Origin of the sequence: Methylobacterium sp. ARG-1 (assembly GCF_001262595.1) — a bacterium.
In the GTDB taxonomy this organism is placed as follows: domain Bacteria; phylum Pseudomonadota; class Alphaproteobacteria; order Rhizobiales; family Beijerinckiaceae; genus Methylobacterium; species Methylobacterium brachiatum.
In genome coordinates this window covers 258,228-278,080 of sequence record NZ_LHCD01000004.1, presented here as the reverse complement: position 1 = coordinate 278,080, position 19,853 = coordinate 258,228, and the positions used below count along the sequence as shown (strand labels likewise).

Sequence of the window (19,853 nt, the reverse complement as noted above, 5' to 3'; positions counted from 1 at the left end):
GCGCGCAGCTTGAGGCCCGGTAGGGCGCCCGCTATAAGCCTGCCGCCGAAGCGAAATTTTCGCGCCTGAGATGCGCCCGGCAGCCCGGCGCGCACCCTCCGCCTTTTCCACAGACAGACCGGACAGACCATGGCCACCGAGCGCACCTTCTCGATCCTCAAGCCCGATGCCACCCGGCGCAACCTGACCGGCGCCGTGAACGCGGTGATCGAGGAGGCGGGCCTGCGCATCGTCGCCCAGCGCCGCATCCGCATGACCAAGGAGCAGGCCGAGAAGTTCTACGAGGTCCACAAGGAGCGTCCGTTCTTCGGTGAACTCGTGAGCTTCATGACCTCGGGCCCCGTGGTGGTGCAGGTGCTCGAGGGCGAGAACGCTGTCGCCAAGTACCGTGAAGTCATGGGCGCCACGAACCCGGCTCAGGCCGCCGAGGGCACCATCCGCAAGCGGTTCGCCGAGTCGGTCGGCGAGAACACCGTGCATGGCTCGGACAGCGCCGAGAACGCCAAGATCGAGATCGCGCAGTTCTTCAAGGATTCCGACATCGCCGCCTGAGGCCGATGCCGGGGTGGCGGGCCGGGCACACCGTTCCGCCATCCTGATACGGCGCCCCCGCGGCAGGGTGAATGCCGCCCTGTGTGTCCGGTCCGCCATTGACGGATCGGCGCCCGGCGGCGTCCAACGGCCAAGGTTATTTGAACCTCAGCCCGGACCCCCAAGACCATGACGATGCGCCGCCTGCCCCTGCTGATCGCGACCGGCCTGATCGCGTTCGGCGCCACTGCCGCTCTCGCGGGCGGATCCCCGGCCCCGTTCCAGCAGTACGAGCCGGATCCGGCGCTCAAGACCGCCACGAAGGGCAATCTCGAGGGCCGCGTGCGCCACGCTTGCACCGTCGTTCAGGCCCGGCTGACCAGCGCCCCCGAGGCGTCCCTGGAGCGTCCGTGCGGCTGCTACGCCAAGCAGACCCTGCGCAGCCTCGACGAGTCCGAGATCGAAGCCTACCGGGCCACCGGTTACTTCAACGATTCCGCCCGCTCCAAGGCGCTTGCGGCGCTGGACAGCTGCAAGCTGCAGCGGCCGATCTGATCATTTCGGGGCGCTGCCCCGGACCCTGCCGAGGGGACTTGTCCCTTCGGAACCCCCGTTACAAACTGAACAGCACCCCGTCCGGTGCCGCGTCGGCGATGACGACGCGGTCGCCATCCAGGCGGGCGCGTCCGCCGGCCACCAGGGCCAGCACCGCCGGATAGAGCCGGCGCTCCTGGACGATCACCCTCTCGGCGAGGCTGTCGGGATCGTCGCCCTGGCGCACCGGGATCGCGGCCTGCGCCACGATCGGCCCGGCATCGAGCTCCGGCACCACGAAATGCACCGTGCAGCCATGGAGCCGCACGCCGGCCTCGAGCGCCTGTGCGTGCGTGTGCGTGCCCTTGAACAGGGGCAGCAGCGAGGGATGGATGTTGAGCATCCGCCCCGCCCAGCCGGCTACGAAGCCGGGCGTGAAGATTCGCATGAAGCCAGCCAGGCAAACGAGGTCGATATCGGCGGCCCGGAGCTCCGCATCGAGGGCGGCGTCGAAGCTGGCGCGATCCGGGAAGGCTCTGTGGTCGATCGCGCGTGCTGGAATCCCGGCCTCGGCCGCCCGCGCCAAACCGGCGGCGTCCGGCCGGTTCGACAGGACCAGAACGATCTCGGCCGGGTAGGCGGGATCTTTCGCGGCCTCGATCAGCGCGACCATGTTCGAGCCGCGCCCCGAGATCAGGACCGCGACGCGAGTCTTGCCCGTGGTCGCCATCAGAGCGCGAGGCGCCCGCTGAACGTCACCGGCTCGGGCCCGCGCGCGGTGATCCGGCCGAGGCGCACCGGTGCCTCGCCGGCCCGGGTCAGGGCCTCGTCGACGTCGTCGACCGCGTCGGCGGCGGCGATCACCACCATGCCGATCCCGCAATTGAAGGTCCGCAGCATCTCCGCCTCGGCGACGCCGCCCTCGCGGGCGAGCCAGCCGAACACCGGGGGCGGAGTGATGGCGTCGAGGTCGATGGCGATGCCGACATCGTCCGGCAGGACACGGGGCAGGTTGTCCGGGAAGCCGCCGCCGGTGATGTGGGCGAGCGCGCGGATGCCGTCGGTCGCCTCCAGCGCGGCCAGCAGGGGTTTCACGTAGATCCGGGTCGGCTCCAGGAGGGCATCGCCGAGGCTTCGCGACGGGTCGAAGGGCGCCGGCGCGTCCCAGCCGAGGCCGGTCTTGGCGACGATCCGGCGGACCAGCGAGAAGCCGTTGGAATGGACCCCGGAGGAGGGGAGGCCGAGCACCACATCCCCCGGGCGAATACCGGGTTTCGGCAGGAGCGTGCCGCGCTCGGCGGCACCCACGGAGAAGCCGGCGAGATCGTAATCGGAGCCGTCGTAGAGCCCCGGCATCTCGGCGGTCTCACCGCCGATCAGCGCGCAGCCCGCCTGCCGGCAGCCCTCGGCGATCCCGCGCACGATGTCGGCGCCGACGCCCGGCACCAGCTTGCCGGTGGCGTAGTAATCCAAGAAGAACAGCGGCTCGGCGCCCTGAACCACCAAATCGTTGACGCACATCGCGACCAAGTCGATGCCGATCGTGTCGTGCCGGCCGGTCTCGATGGCGATCTTCACCTTGGTGCCGACGCCGTCATTGGCCGCCACCAGGATCGGGTCGCGGAAGCCCGCGGCCTTCAGATCGAACAGGCCGCCGAAGCCGCCGATCTCGGCATCCGCCCCCGGCCGGCGCGTCGAGCGCACCAGTGGCTTGATCGTCTCGACCATGGCGTTACCGGCGTCGATATCGACGCCCGCCTCCGCGTAGGTCAGTCCCTGTGCGTCCTTGGCCGTCATGCCAGCGTCGTCCCGGTCATCATCGAATTCGCCTTAGCGGCTTCCAACGCGCGGCGCGAGTCGGCAGCGTCAAGGCTTGATCGCGAGTCTTGATCGGCAGACGACCGATGCCCACTCTGCGACAGGGCGTCGTAGGTTGCGTCAGGGGGCGACATCATGCGGACGCGGGCTGTGATCGGGCTGGGGACCCTCGTCGCCCTGAGCCTCCTCGTCTACCTGCTGCGGGAGGTCATGTTGCCCTTCGTGGCCGGCATCGCGCTCGCATACCTGCTCGATCCGCTGGCCGATCGGCTGGAGCGCCTCGGGCTCGGCCGGCTGGCGGCGAGCCTCCTGATCCTGGCGCTGTTCGTGGTCGCGCTGATCGTCTCACTGCTGATCCTGATCCCGCTGACGGCCAACCAGATGGCCGCACTCGTCAACGCGCTGCCCGGCATGGTCTCGCGGCTGCAGGGAATCATCGCCGAGCGTGCCGGCCCGCTGCTGGAGCGGATCGGTGGCGACAACGTCCTGACCGAGTTGCAATCCTCGGTGGGCACCCTGGCGAGCCAGGGAGGCGCCTGGTTGCTCGCCTTCCTCAAGTCGATCTGGTCCGGCAGCCAGGCTCTGATCTCGATCGCGTCGCTGCTGGTGGTGACCCCGGTGGTGGCCTTCTACATCCTGGTCGACTGGGACCGGATGATGGCCGCGCTGGATAGCTGGGTACCGCCCCGGCACCGGGCCACGGTGCGCGACCTCGCCCGGCAGATCGACGGTGCGATCACCGGCTTCGTGCGCGGCCAGACGCTGGTCTGCCTTATCCTCGGCAGCTTCTACGCGGTCGGACTCTGGCTGGTGGGGCTCAATTTCGGCGTGCTGATCGGCCTGATCGCCGGCTTCCTGACCTTCATCCCGTATGTCGGCACGCTGACCGGCTTCCTGCTCTCGGTCGGCGTCGCGCTGGTGCAGTTCTGGCCATCCTCGGACTGGCTGCATCTCGGGCTGACGGTGGGCGTGTTCCTCATCGGCCAGTTCCTCGAAGGCAACGTCATCGCGCCCAAGCTCGTTGGTGAATCCACCGGCCTGCATCCGGTCTGGCTGATGTTCGCGCTGCTGGCCTTCGGGACCCTGTTCGGCTTCGTCGGCCTGCTGCTGGCCGTCCCGGTGGCCGCCTCGATCGGCGTGCTCGTGCGTTTCGCCCTGGCGCAGTATCTCCAGAGCCGCCTGTACCATGCCGAGCAGCCGGTGCTGATCGACCTCAACGACGAGGCCGGCCGGACCTTGACGGCGACCGGTACCCGGTCATCCTGACCGACCCATCTGAGCAACCCATGCGCGAGAACGTTCCCCCCCGGCAGTTGGCCTTCGACCTGCCGCTCGATCCTCGCTACGGCCGCGAGGACTTTCTGGTCGGGCCGGCGAACGAAGCGGCCTACGCGCTGATCGAGGCCTGGCCGGACTGGCCGGACAGCGTGCTCGTGCTGACCGGCCCGTCGGGCAGCGGCAAGAGCCATCTGGCGGCGATCTGGGCCGAGCGGGCCCATGCCTGGACCGCGTCGGCGAGCGCAGTCGGGTCGGATACGGTCCAGCACCTCGTGTCGAATGGGGCGCTGGTGATCGAGGATATCGACCGGGATGCCGGCCGTGACGAGGCCGCCCTGTTCCACCTGCTCAACCGCGCCCGCGAGCTGGCCTGCCCGGTGCTGCTGACCAGCGCCGCCGGGATCGACGCGCTGGGGCTCGCGACGCCGGATCTGCGCTCGCGGCTGCGTCTCGCGCCCAACATCGCGATCGAGGCCCCGGACGACGCCCTGCTGCGCGCCGTCTTGGTCAAGCTGTTCGTGGACCGCCAGCTGGTGGTCGATCTCAGCGTGATCGACGCGCTGGCGTTGCGGATCGACCGCTCTCTGGGCCGGGCCAGGGACCTGGTGGCGGAGCTCGACCGGGACGCGCTCGGGCGCGGCCGGCGGATCAGCCGACCGCTGGCGCTGGCGGTGCTCCGTCGGATGGGCTTCGACGACGAGGCCGACGCGGAGGCGTAACGAGGGAAACCGGTAGCCGTCACGAAAGCGTCGTGAAAGCTACGGGTGTAGAATGCTAAACGCGCCGCGACGGGCAAGGACAGGAATCGGAATGGAATCGACGCAGAAGCCCATGGATCGCGACGCCGCCGAAGAGGCCGCGGAGCCCCGTCGGCCCGACGCGACCAATCCGCCGCAACGCCGCGCCCCCGTGAGGCGCGCCCCGGCCAGGACCACGGCCGACCAGGGCGCAACGGCCCCGGCCGCGCCGAGCGCTTCTCCCAGGACGGCATCCACCAGAGCGCACGCTGCCAAGGCCCCATCCGCGAAGAGCGCCACAGCTTCGAACGCCGCCGCAAAGTCCGCGGGTGCCACCAGCACGGCTGCCCCGGAGGCGGGCACGACCAGTGAAACGCCCAAGAGCGCGTCGCTCGATACCGCGCCGGCGTCCCGGGAGGCGGCACCTGCGCCGGTCGATACTGCCGACGAGTGGCCCGCTGCCGCAGCCGCCGCGCCTGCGGAACCGGCCGTGAGCGCCGCCCGCGAACCGGTGGTTGAAGCCGGACGATCGCTGCGCCATTCGCCCGAGCGGTTTGTGAACCGCGAGCTGTCCTGGCTGCAGTTCAACCGTCGGGTGCTGGAAGAGGCCTCCAACCCGAACCATCCGCTGCTCGAGCGCCTGCGCTTCCTGTCGATCTCGGCGAACAACCTGGACGAGTTCTTCATGGTTCGGGTGGCCGGCCTGATCGACCAAGTCCGGGCCGGGCTGACTCTGCCGTCGCAGGACGGGCTCACGCCGTCCGAGCAGCTGAACCGTATCGGCATCGAGGTGTCGCGCCTCGCCGCCGATCAGCAGGCGCGCTGGCGCGAGTTGCGCGTGGAGTTGCAGGCCTCCGAGATCGAGATCGTCGAGCCCGCGGGCCTCACGTCCGAGCAGACCGCCTGGCTGGAGGAGTATTTCCTCAACCACGTCTCGCCGGTGCTGACGCCGCTGGCAATCGACCCGGCGCACCCGTTCCCGTTCATCCCGAATCTCGGCACCACCATCGCGCTGATGCTGGTGCGGCCGCGCGACGGCCGGCTGTTGCGCGCCCTGATCCGGGTGCCCGGCGTCATCGACCGGTTCGTCCGGCTGCCCACCAGTGAGAGCGAGACCGCCGCGCGCCTGATCTCGATCGAGCAGGTGATCGGCATGTTCACCGGGCGGCTGTTCCCGGGCTACCTGGTCAAGAGCAGCGGCGCGTTCCGGGTGGTGCGCGATTCGGATCTGGAGATCGAGGAGGAGGCCGAGGACCTCGTCCTGCATTTCGAGACCGCTCTGAAGCAGCGCCGCCGGGGCGTGGTGATCCGTCTGGAGGTCGAGGCCGGCATGTCGGAGGAGCTGCGCAGCTTCGTCGCCGACGAGCTGGAGATCTCCGCGGACGCGATCTTCCTGATCGAGGGCATGCTTGCCTTGAACGAGCTGTCGCAGATCGTCGGGATCGACCGGCCCGACCTGAAGTTCAAGCCGTACAACCCCCGCTTTCCCGAACGCATCCGCGAGAGCGGCGGCGACGTGTTCGCGGCGATCCGGCAGAAGGACTTCATCGTCCACCACCCCTACGAATCGTTCGATTCGGTGGTGCAGTTCCTGGCCCAGGCAGCCAGGGATCCGAACGTGGTGGCGATCAAGCAGACGCTCTATCGCACCTCGTCGAACTCGCCGATCGTCGCCGCGCTGGCCGAAGCCGCCGAACTCGGCAAGTCGGTCACCGCGCTCGTCGAGCTGAAGGCGCGGTTTGACGAGGAGGCCAATATCCGCTGGGCGCGCAACCTGGAGAAGGCGGGCGCGCAAGTCGTGTTCGGCTTCGTCGAGTTGAAGACGCACGCCAAGCTGTCGCTGGTGGTCCGGCGCGAGGGCGACAAGCTCGTCACCTATTGCCACGTCGGCACAGGAAACTACCACCCGATCACGGCCCGCATCTACACAGACCTGTCGTTCTTCACCGCGGACCCGGCGATCGCGCGCGACGTCTCGCGGATCTTCAACTTCATCACCGGCTATGCCGAGCCGGCCGAGCTGGAGCGGATGGCGGTCTCGCCGCTGACGCTGAAGAACCGGCTGCTGGAAAACATCGAGGCGGAGATCGCCCACGCCAAGGCGGGCCGTCCGGCCGCCATCTGGATCAAGTGCAACTCCCTGGTCGATGCGCAGATCATCGACGCGCTCTACGATGCGTCCTCCGCCGGGGTTCAGATCGACTGCGTCGTGCGCGGTATCTGTTGCCTGAGACCTGGCATTCCCGGCCTTTCGGAGACGATCCGGGTCAAGTCGATCGTCGGACGCTTCTTGGAGCACGGGCGGATCTACGCCTTCGGAAACGGCGTCGGGCTGCCGCACCCGAAGGCCACGATCTACATCTCGTCGGCCGACCTCATGAGCCGCAACCTCGACCGCCGGGTCGAGGCGCTGTTGCCGATCACGAATCCGACCGTGCATCAGCAGGTTCTCGACCAGATCATGCTGGCCAATCTCTTGGACAACCGCCAAAGCTGGCGGTTGCTCGCATCCGGCGGCTGCGAGCGGATCCAACCCGCGGAGGGCGAGGAGCCGTTCAACGCGCACAAGTACTTCATGACGAACCCGAGTCTTTCCGGACGCGGCAAAGCATCGAAGAAGTCGAGCCCCCGGGCCCTGAGCCGCCGGGCGCAGCGTGGCTAAGTGCCCCGGCGCATGCGAAGGCAATTCGACAGGTTTCACAAGCGGGTTGTGCAGTTCTGCGTGCGAACTCTGCGCCCGGGCAGAAAGCCGGGCGGGCGTAACGTTGCCCTGCTGGTGCCATTGGGCTTAGAGCAGTCGGCGTCGCCGAGGACAGCGGCGCGGTCGAAGGCACTTCGTATCATCGACTTGGAGCCGAGTTCGGTGGCAACATCGTCGAACGCAGCTCTGGATTGCACCCGCGGCCCGCCGGTCCGGCTTGCCGCGCTCCATCAAGGACTCGGACGTTTGGGCAGCCCTCGCGCCAACCTCACCCTCGCGCATTCCGCGGACAGGCCCTCGCGCGACCCGCAGCCGCCGGTGGCGATCATCGATATCGGCTCCAACTCGGTTCGGCTCGTCGCCTATGACGGCCTGAGCCGCGCGCCGACGCCGCTCTATAACGAGAAGGTGCTGTGCGGCCTGGGCCGCAACGTCCTGACCACCGGCCGGCTCAACGAGGATGCGGTCAACCGCGCGCTGACCGCCCTCGGGCGGTTCCGGGTGCTGTGCGAGACGATGCGGGTCGGCCGGGTGTTCGTCCTGGCGACTGCGGCCGCTCGCGATGCCGAGAACGGACCCGATTTTCTGCGCGCGGCCGAGGCGGCCTGCGGCCAGGAGATCCAGCTGCTATCCGGCCGGCGCGAGGCGGAGCTCTCCGCGATGGGCGTGATCTCGGGCTTCCACGCACCGAACGGGGTCGTGGGCGACATGGGCGGCGGCTCCCTCGAACTGGTGGACGTGCGCGGCACGGTGGTCGGTCAGGGCGTGACCATGCCGCTCGGCGGCCTCGCCCTGCAGGATCTCTCCGGCGGGTCGATCAAGAAGGCGGCGAAGATCGTGCGCGAGCATATGCGCAAGGCCGAGCCGCAGCTCGAGACCCTGCGCGGCCGCACGTTCTACGCGGTCGGTGGCACATGGCGGGCGCTTGCGCGCCTGCATCAGGCCGCCCGCGGCTATCCCGTCCACGTGATGCACGGCTACTCGGTGGAACCCACTGACGAGATGAGCTTCTTGCAGATCGTCGAGGAGACCGACGTCGCGATGTTGCAGGATGTCGACGCGATCTCGGAGGCGCGTCGCCCGCTCCTGGCCTACGGCGCCGTCGTCCTCGAAGAGATCATCCGGGTCGGACGGCCCCGAGAGATCGCAATCTCGGCCTCGGGGGTCCGGGAGGGGCTGTTGTTCGAGCAGCTCGACCGCGATTCCCGCCTGATCGATCCGCTCCTCGCCTCGGCCGCGGAATTCAACGCCTTGCGCGCCCGCTCGCCCCGCCACGGGGAAGAGCTGGTGGCCTGGACGGACCGGTTCGTGGCGACGCTGGACGGGCCCGAGACCACGGACGAGCGGCGCCTGCGCCATGCGGGCTGCCTGCTCTCAGATGTCGGCTGGCGGGCCCATCCCGATTATCGCGACGAGCAGAGCATCGCGGCGATCCAGAACGCCGCCTTCGTCGGGGTCGATCATCCCGGGCGGGCCTATCTCGCCCTCGCGGTGTCGCTGCGGCACAGCGGGCTGGCGCCGGAAAAGGCCAACCCGATTCTTCGTTCCATCGCTGGTCCGCGCCTGTTCGAACGGGCGCGCCTGCTCGGCGCGCTGCTGCGCGTCGCGTTCCCGATCTCCGCCGGCATGGATGGCGCGCTCACCCGGGCACCGCTCCTCATCGAGGAGGGCCGCGTCACGCTGCGGATACCCCAGGATTGGGCCGCCCTCGCCAGCGACCGTCTGCTGAACCGCGTCCGCGGTCTCGGCCGTGTGGTCGGCCTGGACGGGAGGATCGAGATCGGCGGCACCGCCGGCTGATCGTTTCACGGCCGCGGACACCGCCCAGGCGGGTGGGCCGGGATGCACCGCTGCCCATCCCGATGCACCGGCAGCTCGAAGCGGAAACGACGCAGGCCCGCCTCGCGGCCGAGGCGCGGCGCAAGGTGGGGATGCACCAGAAGGCCGAAGCCTTCGGGCGGGCGGTCGGCGGTATCATTGCCCCGGGCACGGCCGCGGATGCCGAATTGCAATCCACGGCCCAAACCCTGACGGCGACCGCGACCCAGATCGCCCAGGTTCAGGCGTCCAAGGGCCGGGCGGTCACGGAGATCGGTTCGATCACCACGCGCATTCAGGAGATTAGCGGTGTGGCGATCTCGATCGCCGCGGCGGTCGAGGAGCAGGGCGCGGCCACGCAAAAGATCGTCCGCAACGTCGGACAGGCAGCACAGGGGACCGGCTCGGTCACCCACAACATCACCGCCGTCGCCGAAGCCGCGGATCAGACCGACACGGCGACGAGCTAAATTCGCGATGCCGCCACCGAATTATCGCAGCAATCCGAGCACCTCGGCGCCGCGGTCGCCCGTTTCGTAGACACCGCCCGGGCGGCCTGAACCGACCCTTTTGACCGATCCCGGCGGTTCGGGCCGCCGGGATCGGTGCGATCATATCACTCGGAGATCATACCGACGCCGCTTTCGCCGTTGGGCAGCGGCGCCGGCTCGGACTGCGCCTCGACCACGGCCGCGGCCGTGACGTTGACGATGCCCCGGGCTGTGACAGAGGGCGTCAGGATGTGGGCGGGCTTGGCCGGGCCGATTAGCAGCGGCCCCACCGGAAGCGCGTCCGCCAGCACCTTGGCGAACTGGAACGCGATGTTGGCCGCATCGAGGTTCGGGAAGATCAGGACGTTGGCCGCCCCCTTGAGCCGCGAGCCGGGCAGGACCCGGTCGCGGACCAGTTCGGAGAGGGCCGAATCCGCCTGCATCTCGCCGTCGACCATCAGGTCGGGGTCGCGGGCCTGCAGCAGCGCCAACGCCTCCCGCATCTTCATCGCCGAGGGCGAATCCGACTGGCCGAAATCCGAGTGGCTGAGCAGGGCGATCTTCGGCGTCAAGCCGAAGCGGCTGACATGGCCCGCGCAGGCCTGGGCGACCTCGGCGATCTCTTCCGCCGTCGGATTCTGCCGGACATGGGTGTCGGCCAGGAAGTAGGCGCCCTCGCTGGTGACGATCAGGCTCATGGCGGCGCATTGGGCGATGCCGGGCGCCAGGCCGATCACGTCGCGGATGATCCGCAACCGGGTCTCGAACCGGCCCTCCAGGCCGCAGATCAGCGCGTCGGCCTCGCCGCGCCGGACCGCGATGGCGCCGATTACGGTGTTGTTGGTGCGCACCAGGGTGCGCGCCGCATCCGGGGTGATGCCGCGCCGGCCGGCGACATCCAGGTAGGTCTGGACATAGGCGCGGTAGCGGGGATCGTCCTCGGGATCGATCAGCTCGAAATCGCGGCCCTCTTGGATCGACAGGCCGAAGCGCTTGAGCCGCGACTCGACCACCCGCGGGCGGCCGACGAGGATCGGCAGCGCGACCTTGTCCTCGACGATGGCCTGGACGGCGCGCAGCACGCGCTCATCCTCGCCCTCGGCGTAGATCACGCGCTTCGGCTCGGCCTTAGCCTTGGAGAAAAGCGGCTTCATGATGAGGCCGGACCGGTGCACGAACCGGTCGAGGCTCTCGACATAGGCATTGAAATCCGCGAGCGGCCGGCCGGCCACGCCGGACTCCATCGCGGCCTTGGCCACCGCCGGGGCGATGCGCACGATCAGGCGCGGGTCGAACGGGCTCGGGATCAGGGATTCGGGACCGAACGGCCGGGCCTCGCCGCCATAGGCGCGGGCGACCACGTCGGAGGGGGTCTCGCGGGCGAGCGCCGCGATCGCCTTCACGGCGGCCTGCTTCATCTCCTCGTTGATGCTGGTGGCGCCGACATCGAGGGCACCCCGGAAGATGTAGGGGAAGCACAGGACGTTGTTGACCTGGTTCGGGAAATCCGAGCGTCCGGTGCAGATCATCGCATCGGGGCGCTTCTGCTGGGCCAGATCCGGCATGATCTCCGGATAGGGGTTGGCCAGCGCCATGATCAGCGGCTTCTCGGCCATCTTCTCCAGAAGCTCGGGCTTCAGGACGCCGCCGGCCGAGAGGCCGATGAACACGTCCGCCCCCGGGATCACGTCGGCGAGCGTGCGCGCCTCGGTCTCCTGGGCGTAGACGTCCTTCCAGCGGTCCATCAGCTCGGCGCGGCCCTTGTAGACCACGCCCTTGATGTCGGTGACCGTGATGTTCTCCCGGGTCGCGCCGAGCGAGACGAGCAGGTTGAGGCAAGCAATGGCCGCCGCACCGGCGCCCGAGGTGACGATGCGGACGTCGGACAGCTTCTTGCCGGCGAGTTCGAGGCCGTTGAGGACGGCCGCCGCCACGATGATCGCGGTGCCGTGCTGGTCATCATGGAAGACCGGAATGTTCATCCGCGCCCGGCACTGCTCCTCGACCTCGAAGCACTCGGGCGCCTTGATGTCCTCGAGATTGATTCCGCCAAAGGTCGGCTCGAGGGCGCAGACCACATCGATGAGCTTGGTGACATCCTTCTGGTCGACCTCGATGTCGAAGACGTCGATCCCAGCAAACTTCTTGAACAGGACCGCCTTGCCCTCCATCACGGGCTTCGAGGCCAGCGGGCCGATATCACCGAGGCCCAGCACGGCCGTGCCGTTGGTAAGCACGGCGACGAGGTTCTGGCGGATCGTGAGGGTAGCGGCCTCCTGCGGATCGTCGTGGATCGCCATGCAGGCGGCCGCGACGCCGGGTGAGTAGGCCAGCGCCAGGTCGCGCTGGTTGCCCAGCGGCTTGGTCGCCTGGATCTCCAGCTTTCCGGGCTGCGGCAGGCGGTGGTAGACGAGCGCCCCGGCCTTGAGGTCCTCGGACATGTTATCGGCCATCGCGCACCTTCCAGCTCGCCTGCTTTCCCGGAGACGACGCGGTCGCAAACCGCGCCGGATCCCATCGTGAGGGGTCTGTTGCACCGGCTGCGCAGGGGGCGCAACCCGCACAACGAGACGCGGATCCACCTCGCCAAGGTGGCGAGGGCTTACGGCTTCTCCATAGGCGCTTATTCGTACGGGCGTCCAAAAGTCCGTTTCCCGGAAAGCGGGCGGCGGCTGACGATCGGCCGCTATTGTTCCATCGCCGACAAGGTCGAGATCCTGCTCGGCGGCGACCACCGGCTGGACTGGGTGTCGACCTACCCGTTCGCCGCGATGCGTGGGCTGTTTCCGGACGCACAGGCGCCGGAGGATTTCCACGCGTCCCGGGGCGACGTGGTGATCGGGCACGATGTCTGGCTCGGCTCGGGCTGCATGATCCTGTCGGGCGTCACGATCGGGTCCGGCGCCGTGGTGGCGGCCCGCGCCGTGGTGACCCGCGATGTGCCCGCCTACGCGGTGGTGGCGGGCAATCCGGCGCGGGTGGTGCGGCACCGGTTTGACGCGGCGACCGTGGAGGCCTTGCTGGCCGCGGCGTGGTGGGACCTGCCGCACGCGGACGTAACGCGGCTGGTGCCGCTGCTGCAGGGCAGCGACATCGCGGCTTTGGTCGCCGCGGCGACCGGCGTTGCGGGCGGGCAGGGGATTGCGTAATCCGCGGGCCTGTTTTCCGCTCACGCCGAACTTGGAGCCCGCCCATGTCCGATCTCGCGCTGCCCGACCGCCTCTCGGTCAACCCGGACAGCCCGTATTACGACGCGGCCCTGCTTGAGCGCGGCGTCGGCATCCGCTTCAAGGGCGTCGAGAAGACCAATGTCGAGGAGTATTGCGTGAGCGAAGGCTGGGTGCGCCTCTCGGCCGGCAAGACCCTCGACCGCGCCGGAAACCCGATGACGGTGAAGCTGAAGGGCCCGGTGGAGCCTTACCTGCGCGACGCGGCGGACGCAGAATGAGAATCTGGCGGGTTCATCGCTCCAGCGGGAATGGGGTGAGTTCCCAGTAGGGCTCCAGCTCCGTCCCGCGAACGTTGGCCGCCTCCCAATTGTGCAGGATCTTTGCCAATGCCGGCCGATCGTCAGCCATGAGCGGCTCGGCCACGGCAGCGAGCTGCAGTCGCCAGCGATCCGCACGCGTCCCTGGCGGGAACGACTTGCCGGCGTGCCACAGCTGTCGTTCGTGCCAGATCGCTCGAGCGGTCTCGAGATCGCCGGCCGCGATGTGGACGAGCATGCGGTCTTCGGCGGGCTCGTTATGGACTGTATGTGGCCTCGGCGGCAGCGTCGCGTAGCCTTCCGGCGTTCCATAGAACCGCAGTTTCGGGAGCGCGACTGCTTCTATGACCGCGATGGCTTCCTGTATCGTCGTAGGATCGGACCAAAGCCAGAACTTGCTCTCAGATGCCGAAGGCCGATTCAAATCTTCGAAGTATGTACCGATCGCAATATCGACGTCCAAGCCAAAAAAGTAGAGCGCCGTCAGGACTAATCTCGGCCAGAAACAGTTGGGGTCAGAGCATCGTTCAATAAAGATGCCGCACGCGATATGGTGAACCGGCGCCACAAATAGGAAGCGACCGCTCGTCCGTGCAAAACACGGATACTTCTTTCTCAAGATTCGAAAGATGGGCCGAACTTGACGAGCGTTCGTCATGTCATCGGCTTTATCTGGATTAGAATATATCGAAGCATATCCGGGAAGCGCCTCTGCACTACTGTGACAACGTCGACTGACCGCGGTCCTCTGAGAAACGCGTTTCCGGTCTTATGATCATAGACACAGACTGTCGATGGCTGCGAATGTTCGAGCACATCCAGCCGTATTGACCCCCTCGCTCCGTATCGAGCAATTTTGCCTGTCGTAGCATCATAAAAGTTCTCGGCCACAAGATTGGGATCTTTCCTGGCATTTATTATACCTGCGATCCCAACATGGACTTTATTGCCGAAATCTTGCTCATCAAAATAGTTTCCGGACGCCCTTACTTCTGCAGAGACGGCGTCCGCTATAGCCTGCACCCCCCGTTACGAGGGCACAACTGGTCCAACTCAGTCTGCCCTACGGCCCCGACCCACATGGCTCGATCGTTGTAAGGATCCCCGGGGATATACTCGCTCGCGGGAGCAGCGAAGATAGCCTTTCGATCGCTGGTGTTCCGCCCAGACAGAACCGAGAAGAGCGATCCTGCGGCCTCGAACGTCTTCGCGAATCGCCGCGCCAGTTCGACTGACGGGCGTGGCCGACCCCGGGCCAGTTGGACGAAGGCTTCCGGTTCCGCTCCATCCTGTGTGAGGAGACTTCGAGCCAGGATCTCGTCGCTGTCACCATCACGCATCGTCTGCGTGAGACCTGAGGTCTCGAAGACCGTTCGCGTGCCATCTGGTCCGATGACCGTGTGCTGCTCGTCCCAGTCCGTATGCGGTTTGGCCCGAATCCGGATCGAGAGAACCCGCGATCCATCTTCGAGGACAGCGTCTTCCGTTTGCGATTCAGCCTGGATTTCGCCGCCGGTGCCCTCCGGAAGCCAGCGGCCGCCATCGGACTGACCAGCTGGCGCGCGCGGTTGATCGGGGCGGTACTTACGGCTCAGAACGCGCTCAAGCTGGATCAGCTTGACGCCAACGGCGAGGCCAGCGAGCTCGGTGCGAAGGGCAGCGACGTCCTGAGCGTGACGATCGTTGGTCAGTTGTGACGTACGCCCTACCTCCGCCTGGATAAAAAACCTATCCTGAGCGTCGCGAGATGCCAATATTTTCCTATTTGTGAGCTGGCAGCGCCTTGGCCGCAGCTCTGGATGTGCAGGCCGCAAAATCCCGCACCGCCGCCGCGACCATCACCGCGAGTTGGCCCGGCCGTTTCGGCGTCGCCACCACAAGGCTCGTCACGACCTCCGGATGGTTCCGCCGCTGCCGCGGCCGGCGCGCATGGTTGGACAGGCGAAGGGTCGCGTCCTGGCCCGGACGCGCGAGGTAGAGGCTGTCGCCGCGCTCGTTCCGCGTGACGATCGTGAAACCCTGCGCTTCCAAAAGCCTCGCCGCCATCGCCAGAGCTGCGGCGGGCGGGAGCAGCCTGTCGGGATCCGTCACGGCCCTGCCGGTTCGATTGTGCCGAGGCGTCGCCGTCCCAGCGCCCGCGCTTTGAGCGCCAGGGCCGGCCACTCAATCCCGTACCAGGACAGGGCCGCTACGGGCACCGTTACGGCGAGGGCAGGGGCCAGCAACGCGGGCCCCGACATCTGCGGCCACAGGGCGTGCAGGGTCTGCTGGATCGGCCAGCCGTAGAGATAGATCCCGTAGGACAAGTCGGCGGGCGGATCGAACGACCCGCGGGCCAGAGGCCCGAGGGCGAGCCAGACCACGCCGTAGGCCTCCGCCAAGAACAGCAGGGCTGGATAGGCCGGCGTCCGCGCGAGGACGAAGGCGCCGAAGGCGAGGCAGGCGAGGGCGGCGCCGGAGATCCGCAGCCGCTCACGCCAGAGATACAGGCTCGCGCCGGCCGCGAAGATCAGGGGCAGACGTAGGGCGGTTTCCGTGCCCTTCGGCAGGTCGGCGCCCCGCAGGCCGCCCACGATGGTCAGCGCCAGCGCGAGCCCCGCCACGATCACAAGGGCCGACCAGCGCCGCCGGAGCAGGCCGCACAGGGCGGCACCGAGGACGCCGAGATAGCACAGCACCTCGTATTTCAGCGTCCAGACCGTGCCGAGTGGCGCCCGGTACGGGTTGGCCTCGAACACGCCGGGGAGGGCGGCGTTGCTCTTGAAGGTCGCCAGCGTCCCGCGGATGAACGACCACAGGCCCGGCTCGCGCAGATACTCGGAGACGGGCAGGCGGGTCAGCGCCGTGCCGAGACCCAGCGACACGACGAGGGTCGCAGCCACCAGCCCGGGCAGGATCCGCAACGTCCGGGCGAGGGCGTAGTCGCGGATCCCGCGCCGGTCGCAGCTCATGGTCACGAGGAAGCCTGATACGGCGAAGAAACCGTTCACCGCGTGCTCGCCCAGCGTGTAGCCGGTCAGCCGCGCCAGGGGCTCGTCCCCGGCGGAACCCGTGGCGACGCTGAAAGCGTGGGACACGACCACGGCGATCGCCAGGGCCAGCCGCAGGCCGGTGAAGCCGTTGCGCGCGGCTCCGAGAGCGTCGGCGATGGTTGGCGCGCTCATTCGGGCAGACCCTCACGGGCGAGAGCGGTCCGGCCACGGAGGAAGGCGAGGGCGCCGGCCGCCGAACCACCGTAGCGCTCGACGCCGGCCCGGCGCAGCACCAGGGCCGAGAGCAGCACCTTCGGCAGGTTGGTCACCAGGGTCGCGAGGCTCGGATCGGGCAGGCCGTATTTGCGGCTGACATAGGCCCGCGACCAGGCCTGATGCCAGCGGGTGCGGAACACGCGGCCCCGCTCGGGCGCCGAGGAGCGGCCGCGTCCGTGCAGGGCCTCGGCGGCGTGGACATGGACCAGCGCCCGCCCGGCCTCGGCCACGCGTCGGCACAGGTCGTCATCCTCGTAGAACAGGAAGATGCGCTCGTCGAAGCCGCCGAGGTCTAGGAACAGGCGGCGCGGCATCATCAGGCAGGCCCCCGAGAGGAACGGCGCGCAGGCATCCCCCTGCGGCAGCACCAGCCGGCCGCCGGGATTGGTCAGATAGGGCGCGAGCAGCGAGCGCGCCTGGAAGAAGAAGCGCCCATCGGGCTCGACGAGGCGCGGTGCCAGCAGGCCGGCATCCGGCCACGCCCGCGCCGCGGCTACCAAAGCGTCCACCGCACCCGGCCTCAGGATCACGTCCGGGTTCACGATGAGCACGTGCTCCGCCGTCACTGCGGCCCGGACGCCCCGGTTGTTAGCGCGGCCGTAGCCCTCGTTGCGGGCGTTGCGGATCACCTGCGCGCCAGCGGCCTCCGCCATGTCAGCGGAGGCATCCCGGCTGGCATTGTCCACCACGATCGCCGGCACGTGTTGGCTTGCGAGCGCGGCAAGGCAGGCGGGCAGCACCGCCGCGCTGTCATGCGCGACGATGATCGCGACGAGGCGCGGCACTGCGCGGCCGGGCTTAAGCCTTCTTCTCGGGCAGGTTAAGCCGGATATGCAGCTCGCGCAGCTGCTTGGGCGTCGCCTCGGCGGGGGCGCCCATCATCAGATCCTCGGCGCGCTGGTTCATCGGGAACAGCACCACCTCGCGGATGTTCGGCTCGTTGCACAGGAGCATGACGATGCGATCGACTCCGGGGGCGATGCCGCCGTGCGGCGGGGCGCCCATGCGCAGGGCATTCAGCATGCCGCCGAATTTCTGCTCCAGCACCTCGTGGCCATAGCCCGCGATGGCGAAAGCCTTCTCCATCACGTCGGGGCGGTGGTTGCGGATCGCGCCGGAGGACAGCTCGATGCCGTTGCAGACGATGTCGTACTGGAACGCCTTGATACCGAGGATTCTCTTCGTGACTTCACCGTCCTGGCCTTCCGTGGCCAGGGCATCGAGGTCGAGCGCCAGAAATTCCTCGCGGTCGATGTTCGGCATCGAGAACGGGTTGTGGGAGAAGTCGATGCGCTTCTCCTCCTCGCTCCACTCGTACATCGGGAAGTCGGTGATCCAGCAGAACGCGTACTGGTCCTTGTCGCACAGGCCCAGCTCGTCGCCGATGCGGATGCGGGCCTTGCCGGCGAGCGCCGCGGCCTTCGCCTCGGTACCAGCGGAGAAGAACACCGCGTCGCCGGCTTTCGCCCCGGTCTTCTGAGCGATCAGCGCCTGGACCTCGCCCGGGATGAACTTGGCGATCGGCCCCTTGCCGGTGAGTTGGCCGGCCTCCTCCTCGAACACCACGTAGCCCAGCCCGGGCGCACCCTCGGTGCGGGCCCAGTCGTTCAGCTTGTCGAAGAACGAGCGCGGCTGTGAAGCGGCCCCGGTCGCCGGGATCGCCCGGACCACGCCGCCGGAGGCGATCACGCCCTTGAACGCCTTGAACGCCACGTCGTCCCTGGCGAACAGGTCGGAGACGTCGGCGATGATCAGCGGGTTGCGCAGGTCCGGCTTGTCGACGCCGTATTTCAGCATCGAGTCCGCGAAGGTGATGCGTGGGAACTCCTTCGTGACGCGCTTGCCCTCGGCGAACTCCTCGAAGACCCCGCGCAGGACCGGCTCCACCGCCTGGAACACGTCCTCCTGGGTGACGAAGCTCATCTCGATATCGAGCTGGTAGAACTCGCCCGGCGAGCGGTCGGCCCGGGCGTCCTCGTCGCGGAAGCAGGGGGCGATCTGAAAGTACCGGTCGAAGCCGGCGATCATCGTCAGCTGCTTGAACTGCTGCGGCGCCTGCGGGAGCGCGTAGAACTTGCCGGGATGGACCCGCGACGGCACGAGATAATCGCGTGCGCCTTCAGGGGACGAGGCGGTCAGGATCGGCGTCTGGAACTCGAAGAATCCGCCGTCGCGCATCCGCCGCCGCAGCGCGTCGATGATCGCCCCGCGCTTCATGATGTTGGCGTGGAGCTTGTCCCGGCGCAGGTCGAGGAAGCGGTAACGGAGCCGCGTCTCCTCCGGGTATTCGAGGTCGCCGAAGACCGGCAGCGGCAGCTCGCCGGCCGGACCCAGCACCTCGAGGTCGTCGATATAGACCTCGACCGCCCCGGTCGGCAGCTCGGCGTTCTCCGTTCCGGCGGGCCGGGTGCGCACGCGCCCGTCGATCCGCACGACCCATTCCGAGCGCGCCACCTCGGCCGCCTTGAAGGCCGGCGAGTCGGAATCGACCACGCATTGCGTCAGCCCGTAATGGTCGCGCAGGTCGATGAACAGCACGCCGCCATGGTCGCGGATGCGATGGCACCAGCCGGAGAGCCGGACGGTCTGTCCGACGTCGGACGGGCGGAGCGCCCCGCAGGTGTGGGAACGGTAACGGTGCATGACGGGCTTCTTCTCTGGGAAGGCCGGCACCATTCACGCGAGGCCCCCCAAGTCAAGCATGGGCGGCCGGAATCCGCTTCCGGATCGGGCCGCGGACCTACCGGATCGGACGGTCAATACCCACATGATGTCCATGAGGCACAACGCTTTTTCCGATCCGAAGGGACGCCCCGCCCGGCCCGTCGAAAGCCCGCCCGGCGCCTGGCGCACGCTGCCGCTCGATGGCCGTTTCGACCTCGTCTACGAGGACGCGACCGGCACGTGGAGCAACCGCTCGCTGTCGGCGCGCGAGCTGAAGCTCGGGCCGGGGCGCACCCTGCTGGGCGGTATCGACACGCGACACGGCGGTTATCGCGGTTTCCGGGTCGACCGGATCCGCCGCCTTACCGACGGAGCGACCGGTGAGCGCGTCGAGACCGGCATTCTGGACCGGCTGCTCGGGCGCGCCGAGGCTCAGCGCCGGGCCGACGTGGTGCGGATCCGCCGGCAGACCGAAGCGCGCCGGCGTGCGGCCCTGGCAGGCCCGGCGTAGACGGCGCGACGACGTTGACCGTGTGAAACATGGGG

At 68.3% G+C, this 19,853-nt stretch carries 18 protein-coding genes and 1 pseudogene; 11 read left to right on the top strand and 8 right to left on the bottom strand.

Going from position 1 to position 19,853, the window contains the following annotated elements:
- Positions 1 to 129: 129 nt before the first annotated feature.
- Positions 130 to 552: a nucleoside-diphosphate kinase gene (gene ndk / locus AKJ13_RS07165; RefSeq protein WP_050732727.1), complete on the top strand. Its 423-nt coding sequence runs from the start codon at positions 130 to 132 to the stop codon at positions 550 to 552.
- Positions 553 to 720: 168 nt separating this feature from the next.
- Positions 721 to 1,086, top strand: a complete 366-nt coding sequence (locus AKJ13_RS07160; RefSeq protein WP_050732726.1) for a hypothetical protein — start codon at positions 721 to 723, stop codon at positions 1,084 to 1,086.
- Between the two features lie 58 nt (positions 1,087 to 1,144).
- Here AKJ13_RS07160 and purN read toward each other — a convergent pair whose 3' ends face one another.
- Together purN and purM are read right to left on the bottom strand one after the other, a co-directional pair.
- Positions 1,145 to 1,795, bottom strand: a complete 651-nt coding sequence (gene purN / locus AKJ13_RS07155) for a phosphoribosylglycinamide formyltransferase (protein ID WP_050732725.1) — start codon at positions 1,793 to 1,795, stop codon at positions 1,145 to 1,147.
- Complete coding sequence (purM, locus tag AKJ13_RS07150) at positions 1,795 to 2,862, bottom strand: phosphoribosylformylglycinamidine cyclo-ligase (protein ID WP_050732724.1); 1,068 nt, start codon at positions 2,860 to 2,862, stop codon at positions 1,795 to 1,797. The genes purN and purM overlap by 1 nt, the downstream gene beginning before the upstream one ends.
- Before the next feature lie 156 nt (positions 2,863 to 3,018).
- Here purM and AKJ13_RS07145 point away from each other — a divergent pair, with 156 nt between their 5' ends.
- The 5 genes and pseudogenes from AKJ13_RS07145 to AKJ13_RS32205 all read left to right on the top strand — a co-directional run.
- On the top strand, positions 3,019 to 4,149 hold the full coding sequence (locus AKJ13_RS07145; protein WP_050732723.1) for an AI-2E family transporter: 1,131 nt from the start codon (positions 3,019 to 3,021) through the stop codon (positions 4,147 to 4,149).
- Between the two features lie 20 nt (positions 4,150 to 4,169).
- Positions 4,170 to 4,880 (top strand): hypothetical protein, encoded by a 711-nt coding sequence (locus AKJ13_RS07140; RefSeq protein ID WP_050732722.1) that lies wholly within the window; start codon positions 4,170 to 4,172, stop codon positions 4,878 to 4,880.
- A 91-nt stretch (positions 4,881 to 4,971) separates the two neighbouring features.
- On the top strand, positions 4,972 to 7,560 hold the full coding sequence (locus tag AKJ13_RS07135) for an RNA degradosome polyphosphate kinase (protein ID WP_050732721.1): 2,589 nt from the start codon (positions 4,972 to 4,974) through the stop codon (positions 7,558 to 7,560).
- Positions 7,561 to 7,845: 285 nt separating this feature from the next.
- Positions 7,846 to 9,399, top strand: coding sequence for an exopolyphosphatase (gene ppx / locus AKJ13_RS07130; protein WP_050732720.1), 1,554 nt, complete (start codon positions 7,846 to 7,848; stop codon positions 9,397 to 9,399).
- A gap of 245 nt (positions 9,400 to 9,644) precedes the next feature.
- A pseudogene (locus AKJ13_RS32205) lies at positions 9,645 to 9,977 on the top strand (methyl-accepting chemotaxis protein); the annotation flags it as partial.
- 56 nt (positions 9,978 to 10,033) lie between these two features.
- On the opposite strand, the gene AKJ13_RS07120 reads toward AKJ13_RS32205, so the two are convergent.
- Positions 10,034 to 12,361 (bottom strand): NADP-dependent malic enzyme, encoded by a 2,328-nt coding sequence (locus tag AKJ13_RS07120; RefSeq protein ID WP_050732718.1) that lies wholly within the window; start codon positions 12,359 to 12,361, stop codon positions 10,034 to 10,036.
- Between the two features lie 78 nt (positions 12,362 to 12,439).
- Here AKJ13_RS07120 and AKJ13_RS07115 point away from each other — a divergent pair, with 78 nt between their 5' ends.
- On the top strand, positions 12,440 to 13,057 hold the full coding sequence (locus AKJ13_RS07115) for a CatB-related O-acetyltransferase (protein WP_050732717.1): 618 nt from the start codon (positions 12,440 to 12,442) through the stop codon (positions 13,055 to 13,057).
- Positions 13,058 to 13,101: 44 nt separating this feature from the next.
- Positions 13,102 to 13,356 carry a DUF3297 family protein gene (locus tag AKJ13_RS07110; protein WP_050732716.1) on the top strand — a complete coding sequence of 85 codons (255 nt, stop codon included), beginning with the start codon at positions 13,102 to 13,104 and terminating at the stop codon, positions 13,354 to 13,356.
- A 13-nt stretch (positions 13,357 to 13,369) separates the two neighbouring features.
- Here the strand turns inward: AKJ13_RS07110 and AKJ13_RS31300 are convergent, their stop codons facing one another.
- Positions 13,370 to 14,053, bottom strand: coding sequence for a hypothetical protein (locus tag AKJ13_RS31300; protein ID WP_144426201.1), 684 nt, complete (start codon positions 14,051 to 14,053; stop codon positions 13,370 to 13,372).
- A gap of 742 nt (positions 14,054 to 14,795) precedes the next feature.
- On the opposite strand from AKJ13_RS31300, the gene AKJ13_RS07100 reads away from it, so the two are divergent.
- Complete coding sequence (locus AKJ13_RS07100; protein WP_144426200.1) at positions 14,796 to 15,092, top strand: hypothetical protein; 297 nt, start codon at positions 14,796 to 14,798, stop codon at positions 15,090 to 15,092.
- Between the two features lie 64 nt (positions 15,093 to 15,156).
- On the opposite strand, the gene AKJ13_RS07095 is transcribed toward AKJ13_RS07100, so the two are convergent.
- From AKJ13_RS07095 to aspS, 4 genes are read right to left on the bottom strand one after another with little or no spacing between them, the layout of a single operon-like run.
- Positions 15,157 to 15,441: a hypothetical protein gene (locus tag AKJ13_RS07095; RefSeq protein ID WP_050732778.1), complete on the bottom strand. Its 285-nt coding sequence runs from the start codon at positions 15,439 to 15,441 to the stop codon at positions 15,157 to 15,159.
- 41 nt (positions 15,442 to 15,482) lie between these two features.
- Positions 15,483 to 16,559 carry an acyltransferase gene (locus tag AKJ13_RS07090; RefSeq protein ID WP_050732713.1) on the bottom strand — a complete coding sequence of 359 codons (1,077 nt, stop codon included), beginning with the start codon at positions 16,557 to 16,559 and terminating at the stop codon, positions 15,483 to 15,485.
- Entirely contained in the window at positions 16,556 to 17,428 is an 873-nt protein-coding gene (locus tag AKJ13_RS07085) for a glycosyltransferase family 2 protein (protein ID WP_050732712.1), read from the bottom strand. The genes AKJ13_RS07090 and AKJ13_RS07085 overlap by 4 nt, the downstream gene beginning before the upstream one ends.
- A gap of 13 nt (positions 17,429 to 17,441) precedes the next feature.
- A complete protein-coding gene (aspS, locus tag AKJ13_RS07080) occupies positions 17,442 to 19,286 on the bottom strand; it encodes an aspartate--tRNA ligase (RefSeq protein WP_050732777.1) in 1,845 nt (614 codons plus the stop codon).
- 133 nt (positions 19,287 to 19,419) lie between these two features.
- Between aspS and AKJ13_RS07075 the strand changes: the two genes are divergently transcribed.
- Positions 19,420 to 19,818, top strand: coding sequence for a hypothetical protein (locus tag AKJ13_RS07075; protein ID WP_244471528.1), 399 nt, complete (start codon positions 19,420 to 19,422; stop codon positions 19,816 to 19,818).
- Positions 19,819 to 19,853: the final 35 nt, after the last annotated feature.